Consider the following 21,824-nt stretch of genomic DNA (forward strand, 5'->3'; position numbering starts at 1 on the left):
TCATAATAAAAAAGGACTCAACGATAATGAATAAAATGGTAATTAAAGGGGCGATGGCTCTTCTTATTTTAAGCTACTCCATGATGGCAAGCGCGGAAGATAAAGCGATGACATTAATGTTGGATTGGTTTGTAAATCCGAACCATGGGCCAGTGGTTATCGCACAACAAAAAGGCTATTTCAAAGAGGAAGGCCTAAATGTGACGATTCAAGAACCCGCCGATCCAAGCATGCCGGCGAAATTAGTGGCGGCAAATAACATTGATTTAGCCATTTCTTACCAAACCAGTTTAACGATTGATGTAGCGGCAGGTTTACCGTTAATTCGTTCGGCAACCCTTATCGCCACGCCATTAAATACCTTAATGGTACTTGATAACGGCAAGATAAATTCTTTAGCTGATTTGAAAGGCAAGAAGATTGGTATTGCGATTGCGGGTAATGAAGACGCTACGATAGGAACGATGCTAAATACAGAAGGTGTTGATTTCTCTGAGGTTAAAATCATCAATGTAGGCTGGGCATTATCGTCGTCTTTAGCTTCAGGAAAAGTGGATGCTATTTGGGGAGGATTACGTAATTTTGAAACCAATCAATTGGCATTAGAAGGCTATAAAGCGAAATCGTTTTTCCCAGAAGAGCATGGTGTGCCCTCGTATGATGAGCTTGTTTTTGTGGCTAATGCCAAAACATACGATGCCGATGCGCTAAAGAAATTTAATCACGCTATCGAAAAAGCGACACAATTTATTGTGAATCACCCTGATGAATCGTGGAAAACCTTTGTTTCTTACGCGCCAGACACTCTAAACAATGAATTAAATAAACGCGCATGGAATGACACGTTAACGCGTTTTGCTTTGCGTCCATCAGCGGTTGATTTAGAGCGCTACAATCGTTTCTCTGAGTTTATGTTCAAGCATAAGATCATAAAAACACAACCTAAAGCACAAGATTTTGTGCCGGTGTTGTAATCCATTTTCCCTGTTTATTTTTAGAGAACCAGTATGAATCATCAAGATTTAATTCAAGCGTGTCAAAACGAGTGGACCGAATACACCGAGCACAGCTTCGTTCAACAATTAGCGCTTGGAGAGTTGGCGCATTCGTCATTTCTACATTATTTAAAACAAGACTTCCTGTTTTTAAAGCAGTACACCAGAGCGTATGCCTTAGCGATTTATAAAGCGAGAACGTTAGCGGAAATGCGAATGGCGTTACCGAGTGTACAAGCATTATTGAGTTCAGAAATTGGACACCATGTGACTTATTGTGGTGAGTGGGGCGTGTCAGAAGTAGAGATGGAAGCAGAGCCAGAGGCCTTTGGCACGGTAGCTTACACTCGATTTGTATTAGATACCGGTATGTCTGGTGATGTCATTGATTTATACGCAGCATTAGCACCGTGTTCGATTGGTTATGGTGTGATTGGCGCGCAGCTACTAGCAAGAGAATCAACTAAGCTTGAAGGCAATCCGTATGCGAATTGGATCAAGATGTATGGTGGTGAAGAGTTTCAATCAGGCGTACAAAAAAGCATTACACAGCTAGATGAATTGCTTGTCGATATCGATCTTGATAGCCAGCGTGGGCAGCGTTTGTGTCATATTTTTAAAACGGCGACTCGTATGGAAGTGGCGTTTTGGCAGCAAGGATTAGATGAAGCCTAATTGTTGATGATTAGTACTCAATTAATGAATAAGCGAACGAATTAAGGAAGAAAAATGACGGTCATGAACACGCAAAAGATTATTGACGCATTAGCGATATTACGTGAGAAAAAGCCATTAGTTGTGAATATTACCAACTATGTTGTGATGAATAACACAGCGAATGCTTTATTGGCGCTAGGTGCTTCACCAATCATGGCGCACAGCCAACAAGAAATGGCAGAGATGATGAGTTTCTCTGGTGCCTTGGTGATCAACATCGGTACATTAGACAGCGTATGGACACCAAGAATGCATTTCGCGGTAGAGCAAGCAAACCTTAATAATAAAGTGGTGGTGCTTGATCCGGTGGGATGTGGTGCAAGTCAACTTCGTACCCAAACCGCGCGTCAAATTGCAGAAGCCGCGAATACACTGATTATTCGAGGCAACGCTTCTGAAATCATCGCATTAGCTGGTGAGAACGCGCAGAGCAAAGGCGTAGATGCATTAGACAGCAGTGATTCTGCATTAGGTGCGGCTTGTTATGTTGCGCAGCAGTATCAATGCAGCGTCGTTATTTCGGGTGAAACTGATTATGTAGTTACGAAAGATGCACAGTACCAATTGAATAATGGCCATGCGATGATGCCTTTTGTTACGGGGATGGGTTGTACACATACCGCATTAACAGGTGCTTTTGCCGCAATAGGTGAGCATTCAGGGGTTGCAGCTACGGCTATTTTAGGCGTTGCAGGTGAAATCGCCGCAGAGCAATCAGTAGGCCCAGGTAGCTTGCAAATGAATTTACTGGATGTGCTTTATCAGTTAGATGAAGAAACACTCACACGTCGTTTGAAATTAACGATTAATGCATAGGTTTCGTAATATGAATAGCCCTTATACATTGTATTTAGTGACCGACGACCAACAAGATATTGATACGTTGTGCCACGTTGTTGCAGAGGCAATAAAAGGCGGCGTAACCATGGTGCAGATCCGTGAAAAACATGGTGATGTACGTGCTTTTATTGAACGCTCACTAGCAATAAAAAAAGTATTAAAAGACAGCGGTGTGCCATTAATTATAAATGATCGTGTTGATGTGGCATTAGCGGTGCAAGCGGATGGGGTTCATTTAGGTCAATCGGATATGCCTGCAAACCTTGCTCGTCAATTGATAGGCCCTGATATGATTTTAGGGTTGTCTGTTGAAAATGAAACGCAGTTGCGTGAAGCGCAAGATCTGCCAGTTGATTACCTTGGTATCAGTGCGATATTTTCTACGCCAACTAAGACTAATATTATTAAAGAGTGGGGCATTGACGGTTTAATTAAAGCCGTTAAAGAAAGTCAACTTCCTCTTGTGGCTATTGGCGGAATTAATGAAACGAACATTAAGAAAATAGCAGATACTCAAGTGGATGGGATTGCTTTAGTGTCGGCAATTTGCCATGCAACATCGCCAAAGCAGGCAAGTGAAGCGTTGCTTGAGTTGATGGGCCGCTAGTCGAGCTTTTTTATGAGATTAGCGATATAAAATTTGAGCACTTGAGGTGCTCTTTTTTAGTGCTTTTTTCATGGTGTACATGGCTTTATCAGAGCGAATTAACGCTTCTCTGAAGTTTTCTTTTGTTGCTTTTTCAATGCCGTATGAGAATGAAATTGGTTCATTATTTAATGAGGTATATACGTCGTTAATATAGTCTTTTGCTCGTTCTGAATCGACCGTGACGATAAATTCATCACCACCGATGCGAAAGGCCATTTCTTGCTTTAAGCAACTTGCCTTTAATATTTGAGCGAAGCGAATGATCATTAAATCACCGACAGCGTGCCCTTTAATATCATTTACTTGTTTTAATCCATTTAAATCAAAGTAGATAAGATCAAATGAGGAGAGTTTGATTTCAGGGAATTTTTTACGATTATAGAGCCCGGTCAAATCGTCTTTCATGCTTTCTTTAATGAGGCTTTTTACAATGTTTGTTAATCCGACAGCAATCAGTAAAAAAGCGAGTAATAACGTACCGTCGTCAAGCAAGGTATCCGCTATTTCATTATTATCAGCGTAGTGATCCAACAAAGGAACTTCTGTTAGTAAATCATAAGACTTGTTAAATAAAAGTAAGTAAGCACCAATAAGAAGCTTTGGATATAGGGTTAAATGGGATTTAACGGTAAGAAATATATAGCTCAATAAGATCAGCATAGCGCCTTCAAAAAAAAGGTCAGATATAGAATCAAAACCCACATAATGACTGATGGTAATAACCCCTATTAAAAGAGCAGTAGCAATACCTGAGATGATTAAAGGGATTTTAGGTTCAGTCATATTAGCCTAATCGAATTGTATACTGTGAAGCTTAAGCCTACTTAATTTTTAACGAAAAATAAACGATAAATTTGCATGTTACGTTTAATGAAATGAATGAATTAATGTAATTTTGTGATAGTAGGTTATTTTTGTAAATATAACTCGTTAAAAGTTACGTGCTTCATGTTGTTATATTGTTTGAAATGGAGTAGATTTTAACCATACTGTGTATCGTGTATAACGTAAGTGTATTGATTAAGGATGAAGGCGAGTAAATAGTATGTTTTTATTATTAACCTTATAAAAATTAATGATAAATATTATAGAAAATATTGAATATGGTATAAATCCAATGAAAATTAATGATCAAGGATATCGATTTACATGCAGTTTTATCACTCATTAAAAACTAAACTTTGGATGATTATTCTTTTTTCATTAGTCCCCGCGGGTATCATCGTCTCGTCTAATATTTTTTATGAATACCGAACCGCAAAAGAAGACGTAGAAAAAGAAGCATTACAAATAGCGACAAGTTTGGCTTATGAACAGCTTGAACTTGTAAATGAAGCGAAAGTCTTTCTTTCTCAATTAAGCCAAATGGACAGTATTAAAGATCCGACTTCTTTGTTGTGTATACAAACAGTCCAGCAAGCGCTTAAGTTAACGATTAGCTATGCAAACATCGGTGTGCCAAACAAGATAGGAAACTTAAATTGCACTGCCATCGCGTTAAATAAAGAAATTAATATTACCGATCGGGAATATTTTCAAAAAGCGATAAATGAAAAAGAATTCACAGTGAGTGGTTTTCTGATTGATCGTGTGGTTCAAAAAGCCTCTGTTAATTTTGCTTATCCTGTTTACGGTACTGAAGGGGATGTGGTTGGTGCGGTTGTTGCGGTTATTTCATTAGATTGGTGGAGTAAGCGATTAGCGGGATTCCGTTTACCTGAGAATACAGTGGCGGTATTAGTTGATAATAATAGTAATGTTATTACTTCAAATAACAATACGATTACACGCTATGAAGGAAAGATCCCGTCTTCTATTCAACAACGAGTAAACATTAATGAACCGTTTATTTTTGAAACGAAAGACAAGAAAGGCATTCCATTTCTTGCGGTTAGCGTTCCTCTATTTCCTGATGATTTAAATAATCACAGTCAAGTTGTTATTGCTTTACCTCTTGATGACGCTTATCAAGGGGTCATGAATACCTTAGTTAGAAATGTAACGCTATTTATTATTAGCAGTGTTTTGTTTTTATTAATTCTATTATTGGGGTTTAATCAAAGTGTGATTAAACCGATTCAAACCTTATTGTTATCGACTCAACAGTATGTAGAAAGAAAGCGTGGTGCAAAATTCTCTGGTACTAATGAGTTATTGTGTTTATCCGAGCATTTTGATTTTGTAGTTCAAGAGCAAGGAACGATTGAAAATGAGTTGATAGACAAAGAACTCCGCTTAAGTCGAGCCTATACCCGTATCAATAATCTATTAGATAATCTAACCTATGGCGTGATTGAGTGGGGGCCAGACCTTATGATTCGTCGTTGGTCTAAGGCCTGCCAAAATTGGTTTGGATTACATTCTGATGAATTGTTAGATCAAGACATTGCTTTACGTGCGGATATTGTGGGCGCGTATTTTTCTAAAATGACACATGAATTGAATAAAATGCGAGAAGGAAAAACGGAGCATGCCGAGTGTGAAATTCCATTCACTGGTAGTGATGGGCATGCGATTATCCTTATTTGGAAATTTTCAGCAATTTATGAAGGCAATGATCTCATTGGTATTTTAGGATTAGTTGATAACATCACCAAGCAAGTGGCGTATCAACAAGAGATTGAACATCAAGCGCGATTTGATGAACTAACAGGTTTGCCTAATCGTTACGCTCTTGTCAAAAGCATGAACTCTCATTTTTCAATTCATCGTAAATTCACCGTTTTACATATTGATATTAAAGGCTTTAAGTTCATCAATGACCACTATGGTCACCGTTATGCCGATAACTTACTTGTTGAATTATCACTTCGAGTAAAAAAACAAGTTCGTAAAGGAGAGTTTTTTGCTCGATTAGGTGGTAATGAATTCGTGTATTTAATTTCATCCCACGATCGCATTGAACTTACCGCTAGAATTAACGTACTTAAAGGCGTTTTTGGTGAGCCAATAAAAATAGCTGAATCAAGTTTAATTACCCACGTTAATTTAGGTGTAGCGACCTGTGATTCATGTAATGAAAATTCAGAAGAACTGCTCCGTCAGGCAGGGGTCGCCGTTCATTATGCCAAAAGACATTCTTTAAGTGATGTGTATTATTACACTGAAGAGATGGAGAATAAGGAGCGAATTCGATTTGGTTTAGAGAGTGAATTACGAGGTGCATTAGAGAGAGAAGAATTTGAGCTGTATTACCAACCTATCTTAAATCATAGAACCAGTATGTTTGATTCTGCTGAAGCTCTTATTCGGTGGAATAGCCCGACAAAAGGATTGGTTTTTCCTAATGATTTTATCCCTCTAGCAGAAGAAACTGGTTTGATTCATCAGCTTGGCCATTGGGTATTAATTGAAGCAATAAAACAGTTGAAGTATTGGCAAGAGAATCATGTAGGTGTTGATAGAATATCGGTAAACATGTCAGCGATTCAGCTTAATGATGTGGATATTGTCGAGAAAGTGAAAAGTGCGATTGTGGATTACAGCATTCAACCTGAATCGTTAGTGATTGAAGTTACGGAAAGTGCTTTATTAGACAGTTCAGGAGAGGTGCTTAAACGAATTAAAGCAATTCAAGAACTTGGTGTGTTGATTGCTTTGGATGACTTTGGAACGGGATATTCAAGCTTGAGCTACCTGTCTAATTTACCGTTGGATCGTTTAAAAATAGATCGCTCTTTTGTTAATCGAATTGGAAAGAAACGCGATGAGGTGTTGATTAATGCGATTATTTCCATTGCTCATGGAATGGAGTTAGCGGTTGTAGCTGAAGGAATTGAAACCGATGAGCATCTTTCATTTTTAATGGAAAAAGGATGCGAATATGGGCAAGGGTATTTGTTTAGTAAACCGATTTGTGCGTCGGATTTTGAGGCCTTTATTAATAATAATCAGGATACCGATCTCGCTGAGTCTTCTTCATGTAGCAGAGAGCATTACTAATAAATAGCCATGTCTTTTTAGTCATGGCTATTTTGATTTATATTACTTTAACTGTGCTTTTATCGTTGCTTCTAATTGGTCTTGTGGAATAAAACCAGGAATAATTTCAGATCCAATGATTAAGCTTGGTGTTCCTCGCAAGCCAAGTTGAGAGAATATTTTTTCATTCTTTTCAACAAGCGTTTTTTTCTTTTGGTTAGGCGTTAAGTCTTTCTGAGTATCAGTAAGATCGGCAATTTTCATGATTGATGTGCTGTCATGTCGTGATGGTTTTGCCATCATTAAGCGGTGCACTTCTGCAAATTTTGTTTTGTCATTTTCCCATACATTTAATGCATACCATGCCGTGTTTGTTTTTAGGCCAGGGATCATGCGTTGTTGAAACGGCAATAGCACATTAACGACGCGTATCTCAGGGTATTTCTTAATGATGTTAACTAAACCTGATTCTAAACGCTTACAATATGGGCAGTTATAATCGGTGAAGTTGATGATCGTCAGTTTTGGATTTTCAGCCCCAAAGTAAGGTTGTTCGGGGTTGTTATACAGATAATCATGGTTTTGTTCTAAGACGCTGCTCAATGATTTTTGGCCATCAATATACTGCGTTAGATTTGAATATAATCCATCAATTATCTCGGGATTTTTACGTAACAAATCAGATATTTCAGTCAGTTGCTTTTCTTGAGCAGGATTAATTTTCTCTGCCAGTGCAACCGGTGATAAAACAAGACTTGCAGCGATTGATACGGATAATAGTAATGATTTCATGGAGTGACTCCTAAGCGAATAATAAACGTAGCCACAAGCCCATTGGGGTTGTAACGCCAGTTGTAATTGAAGATATTTCACCGTTTTTTACGATGACGATCGATGGGGTAGCCGTAACTCCCCATTCTTTACTAATACTGCCCGTTGAATCATTAATAACGGGAAACTCATAGTCTTTGTAACTAATGAATGTCGTTAACCGAGCATTATCACCGGAGGTTATAGCGACAGAAACAACGTGATGATCACTTGATAACCAACTCACGCTTGGGCTAACAACATTGCACACTGGACACCATGTGCCCCAAAAATAAAGTAAGACGGGGTCATCTTGACTCATCTTTTTAATGTCTACCCATTCGCCGTCGATTGTGTTGATTGACAGGGAAGGAATAGTTTCTGATGGCATGTCTTGGCTACGCCAAAAATCAACGGCAACAGAAAATAAGGTAATGATGAGCGTGAATTTGACGATCTCTTTTACCCAACGGGTGATCTTTGCTTTCATCGTTTGTGTTTTTTTTGGCGTTATGTCTTTCTTTGCCATTAGTTTGTTCTTCCTGCATATTCCAGAGCGTTGATAACGTCATCACTGGTTAATAGCACTGATAGTGGTAATCCCTGAGGCGCATTGGGGCCATAAATTACATTGAGTGGTACCCCAAATCGTTGATGACTTTTTAAGTAATTGGTAATTTTATCGCTTGGATGTGTCCAGTCACCTTTCATGGTAATGACGTTATCTTGCTGTAATGCTGAATACACAGGATCTTGCAAAATCACACCAATCTTATTGGCCTTACAAGTAATACACCAATCAGCCGTTACATCGACAAAAACCGTTTTTCCTTGTTTAACGTATTGATCAATGGCGTGCTCATTTAATGGTTGCCAAGCAAGGTTATCTTCTGTTGGCGTTGACCAATGTTTGGTTGTCATACTTCCAATTAACAGTGCTGCACTGGTTGCAAATACAATCACGGCTAGAATAGCAATAACGGTGTTTTTACCTTGTGTTTTGCCTATTTGATACAGTAAGTAAGTGCTGAGTAATAACCCAATAATGGTTGTTGATAACCCACCAATAAATGGCGTAAGTAAACTCAGTAGCCACAATGTGGTGATTAACATCATGAGGCCAAAAATGAGTTTGACTTTATTCATCCACATGCCCGGTTTTGGCATAAACGAAACAAGGCGAGGGAATAAAGCAAAAACCAACCAAGGTAGCGCCATACCTAAACCTAAGAAAGTGAATATCATCAACATTTCAAGGGTACTTGACCCTAATGCAAAGGCAACCGCGGTACCCAGAAATGGCGCACTGCATGGGGTTGCGAGTAAGGTTGCAAACATCCCTTGCACAAAATGCCCAAGTGCGGAATCGTTGCCCTTATTTGCAAGAGAGGTAGAGAATCGACTTGGTAATTGAATTTCAAATACACCAAATAAATTAGCCGTGAATAAGGCGGTTATTGTGACCATAAAACCAATGAAAATAGGGTTTTGGAACTGAATTCCCCAACCAATAGCACTGCCTGTGAACTTTAAGATAAGTAACCCTGCTGCTAATAACCAAAATGAGGTTAATATTCCGGCGGCAGAGGCAAAAAACTGCAAGCGAATTGAGCGTTTACTCGCTTGAGAAGACGCCACCATGCTGTTCAGTTTCATGCCTAATACGGGCAATACACACGGCATAATATTAAGAATTAAACCACCAAGCAACGCAAAGCCTATCATTGTTAATAAGCTTGTTGATGTCGTTTGTGCAAAAGGCTTGTCATTGATAACAGCCTTCAGTTCATGGGAGAAAAGGGCATCAGACACGGTAATCGAAATAGGTTTGCCGACTAAGTCTGTTTCGCCTAACCAGTTCGTCACCTTATAAGTCGCGGTTACGTCGCTACCATTAATGTCTATTGATAGTTGGGAAAAATAGTCATCGGTAATTTCGCTGCCATCAATGAGGATCTGTGGTTTATCCCAACCCGCATCTTGGCGTAATTTAACGTGTAATTGTTGCGATACCTTATCAAAAGAGGCGGCCACTATGGTAATGGAATCACTTGCTGTTGGTACGTTTGAAAACCCTTGTTGGTACAAATGTTGAGCGTCTGCATCCGTTTCAATGTCTGTGAGATTGATAGGAGGTAATTCCAGATCATACTCAGTTAGGACACAAATATTGGTACAAGTTGGCAGGGTCAACTTACCTAAGAAACTAACGGGTTTGGTAATATCATCAACGGTTAGCTCCATAGGAAAAACAACATCGTGCTTGTAGCCAAGCGTCATTAAGCCTGATTGCTCATAATAAGCAGGGGTAGGCCAATGCCAATCTAAATTAGAAAGGTTGGTTGATTTACTCCAATCGAGTACCGGTGAAACGCCTGCCTCACCAGGTGAGCGCCAATAGGTTTTCCATTCACCATCAAGTTTTACCTCGAGTAAACCTCGGGCTTGATTGTTCTCTTCATCGACTTCACCTGTCAGCATAAAGCGAACTTGTGCCGGTGGATGATCAGGGTGAGTTAACCAGCCTGTTGTAATGGGTTGTGCAGATACCGAAAATGCCGACAACAAGAGTGTTGACGTTAAAAGAATAGCTAAACGTAATACGCTCACTATTTTAACTGATTGAATTTTAAACACAGTGTTACTCCGAAAATAATTATATAAAAAAGATATAAGTACTTACGGTATGTTTATTCTTGAAAGGTACAGAAAGCCAAATGCCGCCGCACGCCATAAGACGTTGTGGGCTCTGTAAATACATAGGCAGTCCCAGCGTGTTTAAGCATAGACGCAATAATGAGCAGAGCGACGATAAACATTGGGATCGCAAAATCTAAATGAACAGTATGAGCATTAAATAAATGTTCACTATTATGGCATTGAGAAACACCATCATCAGCAGTTTGAGTGGTTGATTGCTGTTGTAATTGCTCAGTAGCGTCTGGATGAGGCGTTAGTGAGCAAAATGAAGAGAGACCTAAATTTTGAGAAAAGCAGACCATTAGCACAATACTCACTAATATTAGTGACCATGAAGCGAGATGTTGACGCTTGTATTGGAGTAATGAGAATTTCAAAAAATCAGCTCAATCTTAGGTTAATAACAACAGTGCTATTCTATGGAGATAAATAGAAATATCAATGTTGTTTTTGTTAATGAATAAAAATAAGAACAAAAATGAATAGTTACATTCAGAAGAACAGACATCGTGAACTTCTGAATGGTTCAATCTTTTTCATTTTTTACCAAATTTTAAATGATTGCCAGTTACTTAACGTAATAATCGTTGATTCTATCGGAGGTGCGAGAAGCGCCAAGATAGCAACAGCAACAAGGAAAACGGTGGTTAAAGATAGATTCGAAAAATCGGTGAGTTTACATGCTGAACCAAACGATCGTTTAATTCGTACATTAGCCAAATCGACACTGTATAGCTCATCCAACAGTAGATGAATGATCCCCCCACAAAAGACAAAGGCCCCTGACAACCATGAGAATAGGTCCGCGTGTTTAAATTGCTCATTAATGATGAATGCCGTGAGATTGGTTGCTAATAAACCACAAAATAATAAGAAGAGAATAGAGTGGCATATACCTCGATGAATGGTCTGCCATTCAAATACATTTCGTATTCCGTACTTGATCACAAGATGAATCACAACGGGTAATCCAATTAATAACATAAACTGTCTTTCATTGATGGCATCACTAGTAAAATAACGAATACTGAGTAATACAATACAGACCGTAAATAGGTTAAATATGATGTCTAATGAGGTGGAGTTATCGGAATCGATATCCGGAAGTAACCCTCCAAGTGTGCCTAAGAACCAGAGCCATAATGCCGTATTAAGCTCGATATGATTTGCTGAAAGCAGTGCTGCAGAGGCAACACCTGACGCCAATGCGGCGACATTTAAATGAGTACTGAAATTTGCCATAGGTTTTATGAGAATTCTTTTGTAATATGAAGACTGAATTATTGAGATAAGTGATTATGTTTAAAATATTTGCATTACTGTTCATCGTGTTAGGTATTTACATTGGAATGAATTACGGCGATGAAGTTCAAAGTGTGATGGATTCAGATACCTTTGAGAAAGTACAAGACACCTTAGTTGATGGTAAAGATCTTGTGCTTGAAAAAATAGAAGATGCGACTCAATAACGCGATTGATTTCATTGAGTTACTGAGAAAATAAAAATCCCCCAAGATGGCTTACATCGAGGGGGATTTTTTGATTCTATAACAATACACCGTTGAAGCCAATAATTAACTGTATATATAAACAGTTAACATTGTCACGAAAAATTATTTAAGCGGTAGGATAGTGATTTCTACACGGCGATTGCATGCACGACCTTGTGATGTTGAGTTATCACAAACAGGGTAACGTTCACCGTAACCACGAGCATTAACACGACCAGCGGCTACTTTTTGTTTAATCAGGTAAGTACGTACTGATTCAGCGCGTTGCTCAGATAGGGTTTGGTTTTTAGTATCATTGCCAGAGCTATCAGTATGGCCATCAATTTGAAGGGCTGTATCTGGGTACTCAACAAGAATACGAGCAACGCCATTTAATGTGTTGTAAATGCTTGCGTCTAATTGGTAAGAGCTAGATTGGAAGCCAACGCCATTGTCCATGATAAGTTTTAATTCGTTATCACCAACGCGTTCTACTTGTACGCCTGAACTTTTTAATTCGTCACGCAGGGCTTGCTCTTGGCTATCAAAATAGTAGCCAACACCACCACCAACCGCACCACCTGCTGCTGCACCAATTAATGCATTCTTACGACGTTCTTTTGCGTCATCACCAGTAGCAAGTCCAATTGCAACACCAGCTAGGATACCAGCAAGCGCGCCTTTTGTTGCCGAATTTGTTTCTGTTTCACCGGTGGTTGCATTTTGACGTTGAGTCGCCTGACAGCCAGTTAAACCGATAAGTAATGCAAGCGCAATTGTGATTTTTTTCATGTTTTGTCTCTAGTTATGTACATCTGTGCCGCGCAGTGTACTCCCAGAAGATCAAAAAGCAATGCCTTCCGTCAGTAGTTATTGATAGAAATGCCTATAGTTGTGTGAAATAGGTCACCTTATATTCAGTCGAGTATAAGGTGACCTATTTGCATTTTATTCAGCGACTAAAAGAACGCTGAGTTTATGTTGAGCCGGGTTATAAGATAAAACTTCTCCATTTGGTGTATCAAATGAGTAAACTTCATTGCCGTTATTTGATGGGGTATTGCTCCAAATATATCCAGCAAGATCACCAACCTCATAGTCAAACGCTTTACCAAAGGCTTTTGTATTAACCGCAGGGCTATAACAAGCTCTCTCTTTCAATGACATCAGTTCTTTGATATTTGGCATTCTCCACTTTTTTATTCCAGCAAATTCATGAAGTTGGTGGTTACCATTTGCATCATTAATGGATGCAATCATGGTTAACGCACTTTGCCAAAAATACGTTTCAGTCGACCCTTCGCATTCTTGGCTGATGTTATTCCATTGTTTTCCAAGTGGACAACGCATCCAAGTTAAGCCCGTTAAATTATCGGCTACGGTACCATTGTCAAAATTGATATAACGGCTGTTGGCTGCTGATCGAGAGAGATCAGCACTGCATTCTTGTGCAAATGCAGTGATAGAAAAAAGAGAAATAAGTGCAGTAAACATAAATTTGTTCATGATTAATTACCTTGTACTGAAACTAAGCGGGCAGGAAATAAATAAGAAGGATCATTTTCGTATTCGGCATTAAATTTTAACGGTGTATTTTCGGTAAATATTACAACATTACTGACACTGCCTTTACTTCCACCTAAAAGAGTCAGTGAATTGAAATTTATGCCACCCTCCGTGTTATAAGGGGAATAGGTACTGTACGTCATTGTTTGATGCCATATTCCACCCACTTCGATGTCAGTGCTTCCTATTGTTTGATTAGGGAAAAAGTTGGCACTTAGCCCATAAACTTCTCCATTTTCATTCGTCTTATCTTCCCCAAAATCAATTAAATTATACACTTCATGAAGTCTTGGTAAGCGCCAATTGCTTTTTCCACATAGCTGGATAGAGTTAATGTATTCAGCGTAGTCTTGGGTGGTACAAACGGTATCTCCCTTTGTTTTACAGGTAGCAAGATCTTCATCTTTAAAGAAGGGAGCAACGTTATTTTGCTCTAGCGCTAATTGACGATTCTTATATTGTATCGAAGTTTCATCCGCCGATTTTACTTCCCAAATTAAACCGCTGCGCTCATCAAGAACACAAGACCACTGAGAGGCTGTGTTGTCTATTTTATTGCCGTCTTGGTCTAATTTTACAAACTTAAACCCATTACCTTGAGTTGCACTACGTTCATTTTTATCAAGTCCAAAGTCGGCATCTTGCCCAGGGAAGCTTGCAGATGGTGTTGCTACGTTATGATCACTATTTTCGTCCGTAAAATAGAGAACGGTTCCGGTGTCATTTAATGGACTACCACTTAATGAAACCGCATTTAACTCTGCAATAAAGGTTGAAGATTGGGCCTCAGTTAATACGCTAGTGACCATATCTATTGGATTATTAATGATATTGGCGCTTAACAACGACAGTATCTGGGTACGGTTTTGGTTTTTAGTGTGTTTCAGCAAGGTGATAATATTTTGTTCTAGAATCGCTAAATCTGGATCTTGTAAATTATCGAGAAGGTTGCCTGAGATTGAAATCCCTTTTGCTGACAGTTGTGCCGTAATCAGAGCGATTGCTTCTGTGGTTGTCATGCCATTGTTCATGTGGCCTGCAATCAATGAAGTAATGCCATTAATTTGATTGCCAGTTGATTTTTGAAGACCAGGAGCGACGATATAGGCTTTTGTTAACGTGGTTTGTGATGATTGTGCCGAATACGAATTAACGGTTTGGAGTGCACTTTGTGTCTCTGCCAATAAGGGCAATGTCACAATGTTTTTATTGGTACCAGTAATTGAGAATTCACCTTTTGAGTTAGCGACGGTACTTGGCTCATTCGCATCACACATTAAATTCTGATTTGTATCGACACAAACTTTGCTGTTTGCTGCGATATGTTGAGTCGCAATAGTGCCAGATACCGTATAACTTGGAACGGAAGTGTCTGGAGAATCAGAGCCTCCGCAACCGGCGAGTGCCAAAGTGGTGGCTAAAAGAGTAAGTTGATATTTCATAGTGTTGTCTTCTTATTGTTAGTAAAAGAAATAGGAAAAGACGGCAGTTGACGACCGCCCATAAATAGGAACAGTAAAAATAAAGTGAGTAATGAAAAGCTCCCGCCAGAAGAGGATTTAGCCGCCGTGGTTGATGTCGTTTTGGGTGTCGTACATTGATAAGATTGAATGCTTCCAACACCCCATGAGATAAGCTTTCCTGAGTCATTAGGTGCAAAGTCGGCGATTTCTAAACGCCAGGTACCCCAGCTTGGTTCTCCTTTAAAGGGGGTGATTATCGAGTCATGTTTTATGGTGAAATAATCTTGGAATAACGGCGAGGCAGAATCTTTATGGTTTAATAAAGTAACGCGTGTGCCACGAGGAGAAATGAGTGTTACCGTTAAATCAATGAGATGACTGTGCTCTATATGTAGATAGACACCAAAGTTCTCATCAACAATCCCATTATGGTCAGCTGCGGTAAAGTTCACGGTTTGTAACCCTACAATGGGGCGGCCAGAGCTATCAGTTGTTGCGTCTGGGATCCGTGTGTTTATTAAGGGGAAGCTTGTCGAAAACGTCGGTGTACCCTTAATCAATGTCATTCGTTTCGTCCATTCTTTGGTTAATAAAAAGGGAGAAAATTGATAACTTAGGTTTGTTTCTGTATTAAACGATTGACCACATTGAAGCGCGGTAGGCAGTTCAATATCGATATTGAAAGAATCAAATAAATCGCTGTTGATGTCTTTCACTTTGTCATTATTTATGGAAATATCGCCCGTGATCATCGCTTGGCGTTGAGTTGATAATAACGTGAATTCAATGTGTTTATTTGGAGAAATATAGTGACTGGTTATTTCTTGTTTAAAGGGCGCAAGAAGCAATCCATGATGAGTGAAGTTATCAGTAAGGATCTGAGCGTACTCTTTATTTGGGTAAAGAGTATTGGCCACAAATACCATGCTTTCTGCTAGATCATGCATTTTTAAGCCACGTCCTAGCCCATACATTGATTCAAGTACAATCGTATCAAACTCTGAGAATGCAGTAATTCCGTAGCGCGTAACCCCTTGTTTTAACGATTGAAAGAGCGGCGTTGACCATAATTCATCACCGAGCTCTCCCGCAACACTCTCATGAGCACGGTAGTCCGCTTGTTTAAAGTAACGGGCTTTTTGATTCCATAAGCTACGAGTGTTTCTTTTGGCACCAAAGTAACCATCCCAATTAAATACGGTGTCAATTTCAAACTCTTGTCCCGAGCTATTGGCATTCGTAAATTGTTGGCGGTAACTGTAGCTGCCTGCCCAGTAATCCCCAAAACCTTCACCAATCGCTCCAGTGTGGCCATAAGCCCAATCAGGAACAATGTGGTAATGAATACCGTGGCCTAATTCGTGTAAAACGACATCAGCATCGAATGAATCGGGAGATCCGCCTCCAGTACCAAGCAACAGAGCTTTTGCTCCATAATAGTAGCTTGAATTATTGGCAGATAAAGCGCTAGCATCAAAATCAATAGGGCGATCAAAGATCGTAAATCCTAATGAGGTAATGTATCTAACAGAGGCATCAAGATGAGAAAATGCCATGATTTGTGCAAAGTTGGGTTCATTAATGTGCGTGGCTTTCAATTCGGCAAGGGAAGAGAAGGTAGCCACGCCTTCTTGAGCCAATAATCCAATGTTACTTTCTATTTCTTTTGGATTTTCAGGAGATTGAGGTATCACTAATGCGAGGGCATCTACTTGTCTTACTCGAGGATTACTCAAATAATATTTACCATTAGAGAGCAGCACATCGCTGTCTTTTATGACGTAGTGGGCAGGGTTAGGGTATTGGGCTATGTCCGTCATTTGTGATGCTGGCTTTGGTTCTCTGTCCATGGTTCTTAGATCAGGATCAAACACAGAAAATGCGGCACTAACCATCGTTCCAGTACTCAACTCTGGTGGTGTCAGTGATTTTAATGATCGCGGATCTTCAATCTCTGAGGCTGCTGCGGGCTTACCGTTGTTTAACGTGGTATTTTTTAAACTTTTAAACACACGAACAATGCGGTCATTTTTATTGGTTGATACCACCATGGTTTTTTGTGGTTGATATTGGCCATCAATCCACACATCAAAATTGTAATGTGTTCCTAATGTTGAATGAGTTTCATAGCGCAGGCGATAATCGCCATCATTCGGATAAGCTTGTTGTAAATATTGTTTGGCTTCTTGTGCTTGCGAAGCGGTCATTGTATTGGCTGGGTAATCCCATTCTCCCGCGATAGCATGAGATGAACACCACAATCCAATAAGACAAGAAAGATACTTTTTCATTTTCATTCCTTAAAATACGTACTTAGCATTTACAGTGAAGTAACGGCCAGGTTCGGTTGAATACCCTTTTGCAGAATCCATCACACCAGCCACATCTTGGTAGCGGATGTATTCTTTATCTAATAGATTGATGATGTTTGCACTGAGGTTAAAATCGGAACTAAAGGCATAATTGATACCGAGATCGACGGTTGCCCAGTTTGATGTTGTCGCACATTTGGTTTGCATGCCTATTGCTGTGACGCACTCTGGAACGCGATCCATCGCAGTTGCCCAGTTGATGGTGCTGTAAGCTGACAATTTTTCGAGATCGTAAGTCACTCCCACGTTGCCCTCTAGTGGAGTAATGGTGCGGATGTATTCTCCATCGCCATTTTTTCCATCAACGTAACCCGCTTTGGTGTTTACTCCCCAACGTTGAGTAATTTGATGAGCTAAGGTGAATTCAACGCCGTAGGTTTCAACACCATCCACATTTTGATATTGCTTTAAATAGTTTCCAGTTGATGGATCGAACCCTGTGAGTACAACGTCGATGAATTTTTCGAATTTTTGATAAAAAACAGCAGCATAAACTTGAGTTCGGCCTGAATCGTATTTAATACCATGTTCTATTGAATCACTGGTTTCAGCCTCTAAATCCATATTTGGAATGATTAAGAATGGGGTAAGAGGAACAAAGTCATGGTTGTTATATCCGTAGGCTTTGTCATAAGAAGGCGCGCGATACCCGTGGTTATAAGATAAATAAGTATTAAGGTTATCGGTAAACTGATACGTAGCAGAAAGGCTAGGGGACAGCTCACTGCTGCTCATTTTCTTGACGTCAAACCCTGCTATGGTATTCGATTCATCTGGAGTTAAACGGTGTGCATCAAAACGAAGTCCTCCAGTGAAAATCCAATCATTTACTTCGACAATATCGCGTAAATAAACGCCAAAAGTGTAAGCTCTCGCTGGAGAGAAAGGTTGTGTTCCCCCAACGTTAATGCCATTCCAGTCAATGGTTGATTTGTTGTTTGGTCGTTCGTATCGATTGGTCGTCATGCTAACGCCATAAGCAAGGCTATGATCTTGATTAAACAGCGTAGAAGATGATGTAAAATCGTTATCAAAGCCGATCAATTGATCCGTAAAGCTTTGAACTCTTAATTCTCGGCGTTTTTCTTGAATATTATTACGTTCACGCGACATTAAGCGGTTAATATCCGAGGAGGTTTCGGTACTGCGCCAATACAGCTTTGAGTCTAATTTTTCAAACCATGAATCATAAGGGGTATATTCGGCACCAACGTACGCATTGATGTCTTCAATGTGTTCTTTTTGATCATACGTGGCAATCCGCCAAATACCGTCTTTTTGAATAGAGGCCGAGCCCTCTTCACGGATCATTTTTTCGCTGTAATACTCTAGTTTGGCTTTTAACATCAAGCTTTCACCGATGTAGTGGTTTAGAGTGTAAGCGCCATTAATCCCGTCAACATTACGGTTGTATAAATCTTCTTGGTAGTTGCGAGTTTCTTCCCCTTGCCAGTAAGAGACAGTAAATAAACTTTCTGTATCACTTGATCGAAAAGCCAGATTACTGCTGCCTTTATATTTGTTACTAATACCAGAGTAAGTTCCTGATATATCAGAGTAGAAATCGTTATTTTTTAAGTAATCTCCAGGCTGTTTAGTTTCAACAATGACGACACCACCAATGGCACCAGAACCATAAACAGACGAGCTTGCTCCTTTTATCACTTCGATAGACTTTACGTTAGATAGATCAAACGAATTACGACCTACTTTGTCATTAATGTCGGAAGCGCCATAACCATCAGACGATTTCACACCATCTTTAATAATGACAATTCGGTTACCTGTCATGCCTCGAATGGTGATGTTTTGTGGTCGGCCTGCGCCACCCGTCACACTGACACCGGGTTCACTATTTAACGAATCATATAATTCTGTTGCGCCTTTTTTTTCTAGCTCATCCCCTTTAATTACGGCGATAGATCCCGCTACTTTTGATAGCGGTTGTTCAATTTTATTGGCGGTAACGACCACCTCTTCAAATTGTGTCACCTCAGAATTGGCGTGCACAAAGTTGGCAGTCAGTACACTCAGTACCGCCGCAGTCACAGGGGAAAGCTTCATTTATAGCTCCGTTTTTTAGTTATTTGTTAGAGATAAAAGAAAAATATATTCAAACGCTTGTTGCGCTAATGCGTCTCGTCTATCGGTGGCATGACCTTGATTGAAATGGGTTTCAAGTAAATAAGGACCAGATCCTGTGCTCTTATTTCGTATTTTGGTTAGGTATTTTGCCCCTTCCCAATAAGGAACTCGGCGATCATGAAAGCCGACTTGAACAAGAAGAGGGGGGTAAGCCTGTTTTGTGATATTAGAGTAAGGATCTGTTTGTTTCATAATACGTAGCTCGTCAGGGATCGTCGGGTTTCCCCATTCGCTGTATTGCTGCATTGTGAGAGGCAACGTGGGATCTGACATGCTGTTCACGACATCAACAAAAGGAACATTCAATGTGGCCCCTTGAAATACATCAGGCTGTTGGTTGATAGCAGAAGCCACTAACGTACCTCCGGCGCTTGATCCCAATGCGTAAATAGGATGAGGTCCATTGTGGTAATGGCGCATTGTTTTTGCTGCGGTAATAAAATCAGTGGTGGCATGTTGTCGGTTAAGCCCTCGACCTGCGTTATACCAAGCATCGCCGTTGTAACCACCGCCTCTGACATGAGCAATAGCGTAAATAACCCCGCGATCCAATAAGCTGATGATTTGTGGCATAAAGTAAGGTTTCATCGTGACACCGTAAGCGCCATAACCATAAAGAAAGACTGGGCTATAGCTGTGTATTTTGTCTTTTCTGTACGCAAGCGTGATTGGTAAATCGACACCATTATCAGTCATGATTATTTGCTCAGTCACGTAATAAGAGGGAGTTATTGTTGGGTAATTATCTTGTGAATAAAGCGTTCGTTCTAATGTTGAGCTATTTACCTTTTCCCATTTTGGCGGTTGAATCATCGACATACTGCGGATATAGAGAGTATTACTTTTAAAGTCACCCACACGACTTACCCATGCCGCTTGCCCTGATGTTGTCAAAGGCTCAATGTCGCGCACTTTTCCGGTATTATTTAAATAGATCAGTTGAGCGTTTTCCCCATTTCCGACTGAGACGACTGGTCCAGATGAAAATAAGTAAAAGTTAGTCAGCGGATGATCTGGCAATGGGCGAAATAGAGATTTCCAATGGGTTATTTCCGTCATTTTAGTTAGGGGGACGGAATACAAGGCAAAATGGTGGTCTTTAATATTGCTGTTAATTACAACGGCGTTATTGGCGATATCTGCATAGTACTCAATACCTTCAACACGAGGCTTTATCGGAGAGGATAGATGGCCGGTGATTAAATTTAGTACTCGCTGTTCGCTGCTGTTGTCATTGTTTGATTGAACCAAAGCGTAGTCGAGATCGCTGGCTTGGTAAAAAGACAATAACCAGTCTTTTGTTTGTTCTTTAGCGATAGATTTGATTGTTGAATTAGCTAGAGTGAATTCAACTAATTCAAAGGGCCTAGAAGAAAGGTCTTCTTGTTTAATGAGATACAAAGAGCGGTCATCATGAGACCACATAATGCTTGAATCTACGTTATGAATGAGAGTGGTAATGGTTTGTGTTTTTAAATCGATGACACTGATTTGATATTGCTCTGATCCGGTCAGATCTTCGCTAATGGCCAATGTTTTATGATCATTACTCAGTGCCCAGCGACCTAAATGATAATAATCAAATGAGTTCGAGCGTTCTGAAATATTAAATAATACGGTCAGTTTTTTTGTTTTTAACGAGCGAGAAAGGAGTTGGCGTTGCCCATCATGTTGAGTGATCGCATATTCTGCATTTCCAATAATATGCCATGGTTGCTGAGATTTAATGGGGTGATTGTCTTGCCATTCTTGCAGTAGTTCGTTGATTTTAGGCTCAAGAGTGGCTTTGAATTTTTCTGTTTGTGTATTTTCATTACTCAAATAGTCGATAACTTGAGTGTTGCTGCGAAAATCGTCTCTTAACCATTGCAAATCGTCTTGAGCAAAAGTGGGGGCAGAGAGAATCAATAACCAATAAAAGAGAGTAAAATAGTTCATAAGCACAGCAAATCCATGAGTTAATTTAATAAACACAGTAAATGCTACATACAAATGAGAATGAGATCAATTATCATTTTCATTTATTCTTTTTGTTATTGTGACAAGTGTCACAGTATGGAGGGTTAACCTGACGTTTTTTTACATTCAGTGAGTGGATTTATACTGTTTTTTATCCTAGGGGCGGTGCGGAGAGGGAAAGTGAATGGAGTGAAGAG

At 39.7% G+C, this 21,824-nt stretch carries 18 protein-coding genes; 6 read left to right on the plus strand and 12 right to left on the minus strand.

The window, feature by feature from the left end; translation table 11 throughout:
* The first annotated feature begins 26 nt into the window (after positions 1-26).
* From AACV33_RS03655 to thiE, 4 genes are read left to right on the plus strand one after another with little or no spacing between them, the layout of a single operon-like run.
* A complete protein-coding gene (locus AACV33_RS03655; RefSeq protein WP_182699883.1) occupies positions 27-974 on the plus strand; it encodes an ABC transporter substrate-binding protein in 948 nt (315 codons plus the stop codon).
* Between the two features lie 33 nt (positions 975-1,007).
* Positions 1,008-1,670: a thiaminase II gene (gene tenA, locus AACV33_RS03660; RefSeq protein ID WP_182699884.1), complete on the plus strand. Its 663-nt coding sequence runs from the start codon at positions 1,008-1,010 to the stop codon at positions 1,668-1,670.
* 54 nt (positions 1,671-1,724) lie between these two features.
* A complete protein-coding gene (thiM, locus tag AACV33_RS03665) occupies positions 1,725-2,528 on the plus strand; it encodes a hydroxyethylthiazole kinase (protein ID WP_182699885.1) in 804 nt (267 codons plus the stop codon).
* Between the two features lie 10 nt (positions 2,529-2,538).
* Entirely contained in the window at positions 2,539-3,159 is a 621-nt protein-coding gene (gene thiE, locus AACV33_RS03670) for a thiamine phosphate synthase (protein ID WP_182699886.1), read from the plus strand.
* Between the two features lie 18 nt (positions 3,160-3,177).
* Here thiE and AACV33_RS03675 read toward each other — a convergent pair whose 3' ends face one another.
* Positions 3,178-3,984 (minus strand): GGDEF domain-containing protein, encoded by an 807-nt coding sequence (locus AACV33_RS03675; protein ID WP_023603026.1) that lies wholly within the window; start codon positions 3,982-3,984, stop codon positions 3,178-3,180.
* 366 nt (positions 3,985-4,350) lie between these two features.
* Between AACV33_RS03675 and AACV33_RS03680 the strand changes: the two genes are divergently transcribed.
* Positions 4,351-7,143, plus strand: coding sequence for a bifunctional diguanylate cyclase/phosphodiesterase (locus AACV33_RS03680; RefSeq protein WP_182699887.1), 2,793 nt, complete (start codon positions 4,351-4,353; stop codon positions 7,141-7,143).
* A 42-nt stretch (positions 7,144-7,185) separates the two neighbouring features.
* Here the strand turns inward: AACV33_RS03680 and AACV33_RS03685 are convergent, their stop codons facing one another.
* From AACV33_RS03685 to AACV33_RS03705, 5 genes are all read right to left on the minus strand, one after another.
* Positions 7,186-7,914 (minus strand): DsbA family protein, encoded by a 729-nt coding sequence (locus AACV33_RS03685; protein WP_017021842.1) that lies wholly within the window; start codon positions 7,912-7,914, stop codon positions 7,186-7,188.
* Between the two features lie 10 nt (positions 7,915-7,924).
* Positions 7,925-8,461, minus strand: coding sequence for a protein disulfide oxidoreductase (locus tag AACV33_RS03690; RefSeq protein ID WP_182699888.1), 537 nt, complete (start codon positions 8,459-8,461; stop codon positions 7,925-7,927).
* Positions 8,461-10,569 carry a cytochrome c biogenesis protein CcdA gene (locus AACV33_RS03695; protein ID WP_182699889.1) on the minus strand — a complete coding sequence of 703 codons (2,109 nt, stop codon included), beginning with the start codon at positions 10,567-10,569 and terminating at the stop codon, positions 8,461-8,463. The genes AACV33_RS03690 and AACV33_RS03695 overlap by 1 nt, the downstream gene beginning before the upstream one ends.
* 53 nt (positions 10,570-10,622) lie before the next feature.
* Complete coding sequence (locus AACV33_RS03700; protein ID WP_198927637.1) at positions 10,623-10,949, minus strand: hypothetical protein; 327 nt, start codon at positions 10,947-10,949, stop codon at positions 10,623-10,625.
* A gap of 226 nt (positions 10,950-11,175) precedes the next feature.
* A complete protein-coding gene (locus AACV33_RS03705; RefSeq protein WP_182699890.1) occupies positions 11,176-11,874 on the minus strand; it encodes a metal-dependent hydrolase in 699 nt (232 codons plus the stop codon).
* A 56-nt stretch (positions 11,875-11,930) separates the two neighbouring features.
* Between AACV33_RS03705 and AACV33_RS03710 the strand changes: the two genes are divergently transcribed.
* Complete coding sequence (locus AACV33_RS03710) at positions 11,931-12,101, plus strand: hypothetical protein (protein WP_012552050.1); 171 nt, start codon at positions 11,931-11,933, stop codon at positions 12,099-12,101.
* 144 nt (positions 12,102-12,245) lie between these two features.
* Here the strand turns inward: AACV33_RS03710 and AACV33_RS03715 are convergent, their stop codons facing one another.
* The 6 genes from AACV33_RS03715 to AACV33_RS03740 form a co-directional block, all read right to left on the minus strand.
* Entirely contained in the window at positions 12,246-12,914 is a 669-nt protein-coding gene (locus AACV33_RS03715; RefSeq protein WP_017021837.1) for an OmpA family protein, read from the minus strand.
* 156 nt (positions 12,915-13,070) lie between these two features.
* Positions 13,071-13,628, minus strand: a complete 558-nt coding sequence (locus AACV33_RS03720; RefSeq protein WP_182699891.1) for an Lcl C-terminal domain-containing protein — start codon at positions 13,626-13,628, stop codon at positions 13,071-13,073.
* A 2-nt stretch (positions 13,629-13,630) separates the two neighbouring features.
* Positions 13,631-15,130 (minus strand): Lcl domain-containing protein, encoded by a 1,500-nt coding sequence (locus tag AACV33_RS03725; protein WP_182699892.1) that lies wholly within the window; start codon positions 15,128-15,130, stop codon positions 13,631-13,633.
* Positions 15,127-17,442 carry a proprotein convertase P-domain-containing protein gene (locus AACV33_RS03730; protein ID WP_182699893.1) on the minus strand — a complete coding sequence of 772 codons (2,316 nt, stop codon included), beginning with the start codon at positions 17,440-17,442 and terminating at the stop codon, positions 15,127-15,129. Before AACV33_RS03730 ends, AACV33_RS03725 begins: the two co-directional genes overlap by 4 nt.
* Positions 17,443-17,451: 9 nt before the next feature.
* The gene (locus AACV33_RS03735) at positions 17,452-19,587 is read right to left on the minus strand and encodes a TonB-dependent hemoglobin/transferrin/lactoferrin family receptor (protein ID WP_182699894.1); all 2,136 of its coding nucleotides are present in this window, start codon (positions 19,585-19,587) and stop codon (positions 17,452-17,454) included.
* A gap of 15 nt (positions 19,588-19,602) precedes the next feature.
* Positions 19,603-21,606, minus strand: a complete 2,004-nt coding sequence (locus tag AACV33_RS03740; protein ID WP_182699895.1) for a prolyl oligopeptidase family serine peptidase — start codon at positions 21,604-21,606, stop codon at positions 19,603-19,605.
* Between the last annotated feature and the right edge of the window lie 218 nt (positions 21,607-21,824).

Source organism: Aliivibrio sp. SR45-2, assembly GCF_963890165.1.
GTDB classification, from domain to species: Bacteria; Pseudomonadota; Gammaproteobacteria; order Enterobacterales; family Vibrionaceae; genus Aliivibrio; species Aliivibrio salmonicida.

Coding starts and splice junctions, on each gene's coding strand:
- AACV33_RS03655 (WP_182699883.1), top strand. CDS start 27: ATGAATAAAATGGTAATTAAAGGGGCGATGGCTCTTCTTATTTTAAGC.
- tenA (WP_182699884.1), top strand. CDS start 1,008: ATGAATCATCAAGATTTAATTCAAGCGTGTCAAAACGAGTGGACCGAA.
- thiM (WP_182699885.1), top strand. CDS start 1,725: ATGACGGTCATGAACACGCAAAAGATTATTGACGCATTAGCGATATTA.
- thiE (WP_182699886.1), top strand. CDS start 2,539: ATGAATAGCCCTTATACATTGTATTTAGTGACCGACGACCAACAAGAT.
- AACV33_RS03675 (WP_023603026.1), bottom strand. CDS start 3,984: ATGACTGAACCTAAAATCCCTTTAATCATCTCAGGTATTGCTACTGCT.
- AACV33_RS03680 (WP_182699887.1), top strand. CDS start 4,351: ATGCAGTTTTATCACTCATTAAAAACTAAACTTTGGATGATTATTCTT.
- AACV33_RS03685 (WP_017021842.1), bottom strand. CDS start 7,914: ATGAAATCATTACTATTATCCGTATCAATCGCTGCAAGTCTTGTTTTA.
- AACV33_RS03690 (WP_182699888.1), bottom strand. CDS start 8,461: ATGGCAAAGAAAGACATAACGCCAAAAAAAACACAAACGATGAAAGCA.
- AACV33_RS03705 (WP_182699890.1), bottom strand. CDS start 11,874: ATGGCAAATTTCAGTACTCATTTAAATGTCGCCGCATTGGCGTCAGGT.
- AACV33_RS03710 (WP_012552050.1), top strand. CDS start 11,931: ATGTTTAAAATATTTGCATTACTGTTCATCGTGTTAGGTATTTACATT.
- AACV33_RS03715 (WP_017021837.1), bottom strand. CDS start 12,914: ATGAAAAAAATCACAATTGCGCTTGCATTACTTATCGGTTTAACTGGC.
- AACV33_RS03720 (WP_182699891.1), bottom strand. CDS start 13,628: ATGAACAAATTTATGTTTACTGCACTTATTTCTCTTTTTTCTATCACT.
- AACV33_RS03725 (WP_182699892.1), bottom strand. CDS start 15,130: ATGAAATATCAACTTACTCTTTTAGCCACCACTTTGGCACTCGCCGGT.
- AACV33_RS03730 (WP_182699893.1), bottom strand. CDS start 17,442: ATGAAAAAGTATCTTTCTTGTCTTATTGGATTGTGGTGTTCATCTCAT.
- AACV33_RS03735 (WP_182699894.1), bottom strand. CDS start 19,587: ATGAAGCTTTCCCCTGTGACTGCGGCGGTACTGAGTGTACTGACTGCC.
- AACV33_RS03740 (WP_182699895.1), bottom strand. CDS start 21,606: ATGAACTATTTTACTCTCTTTTATTGGTTATTGATTCTCTCTGCCCCC.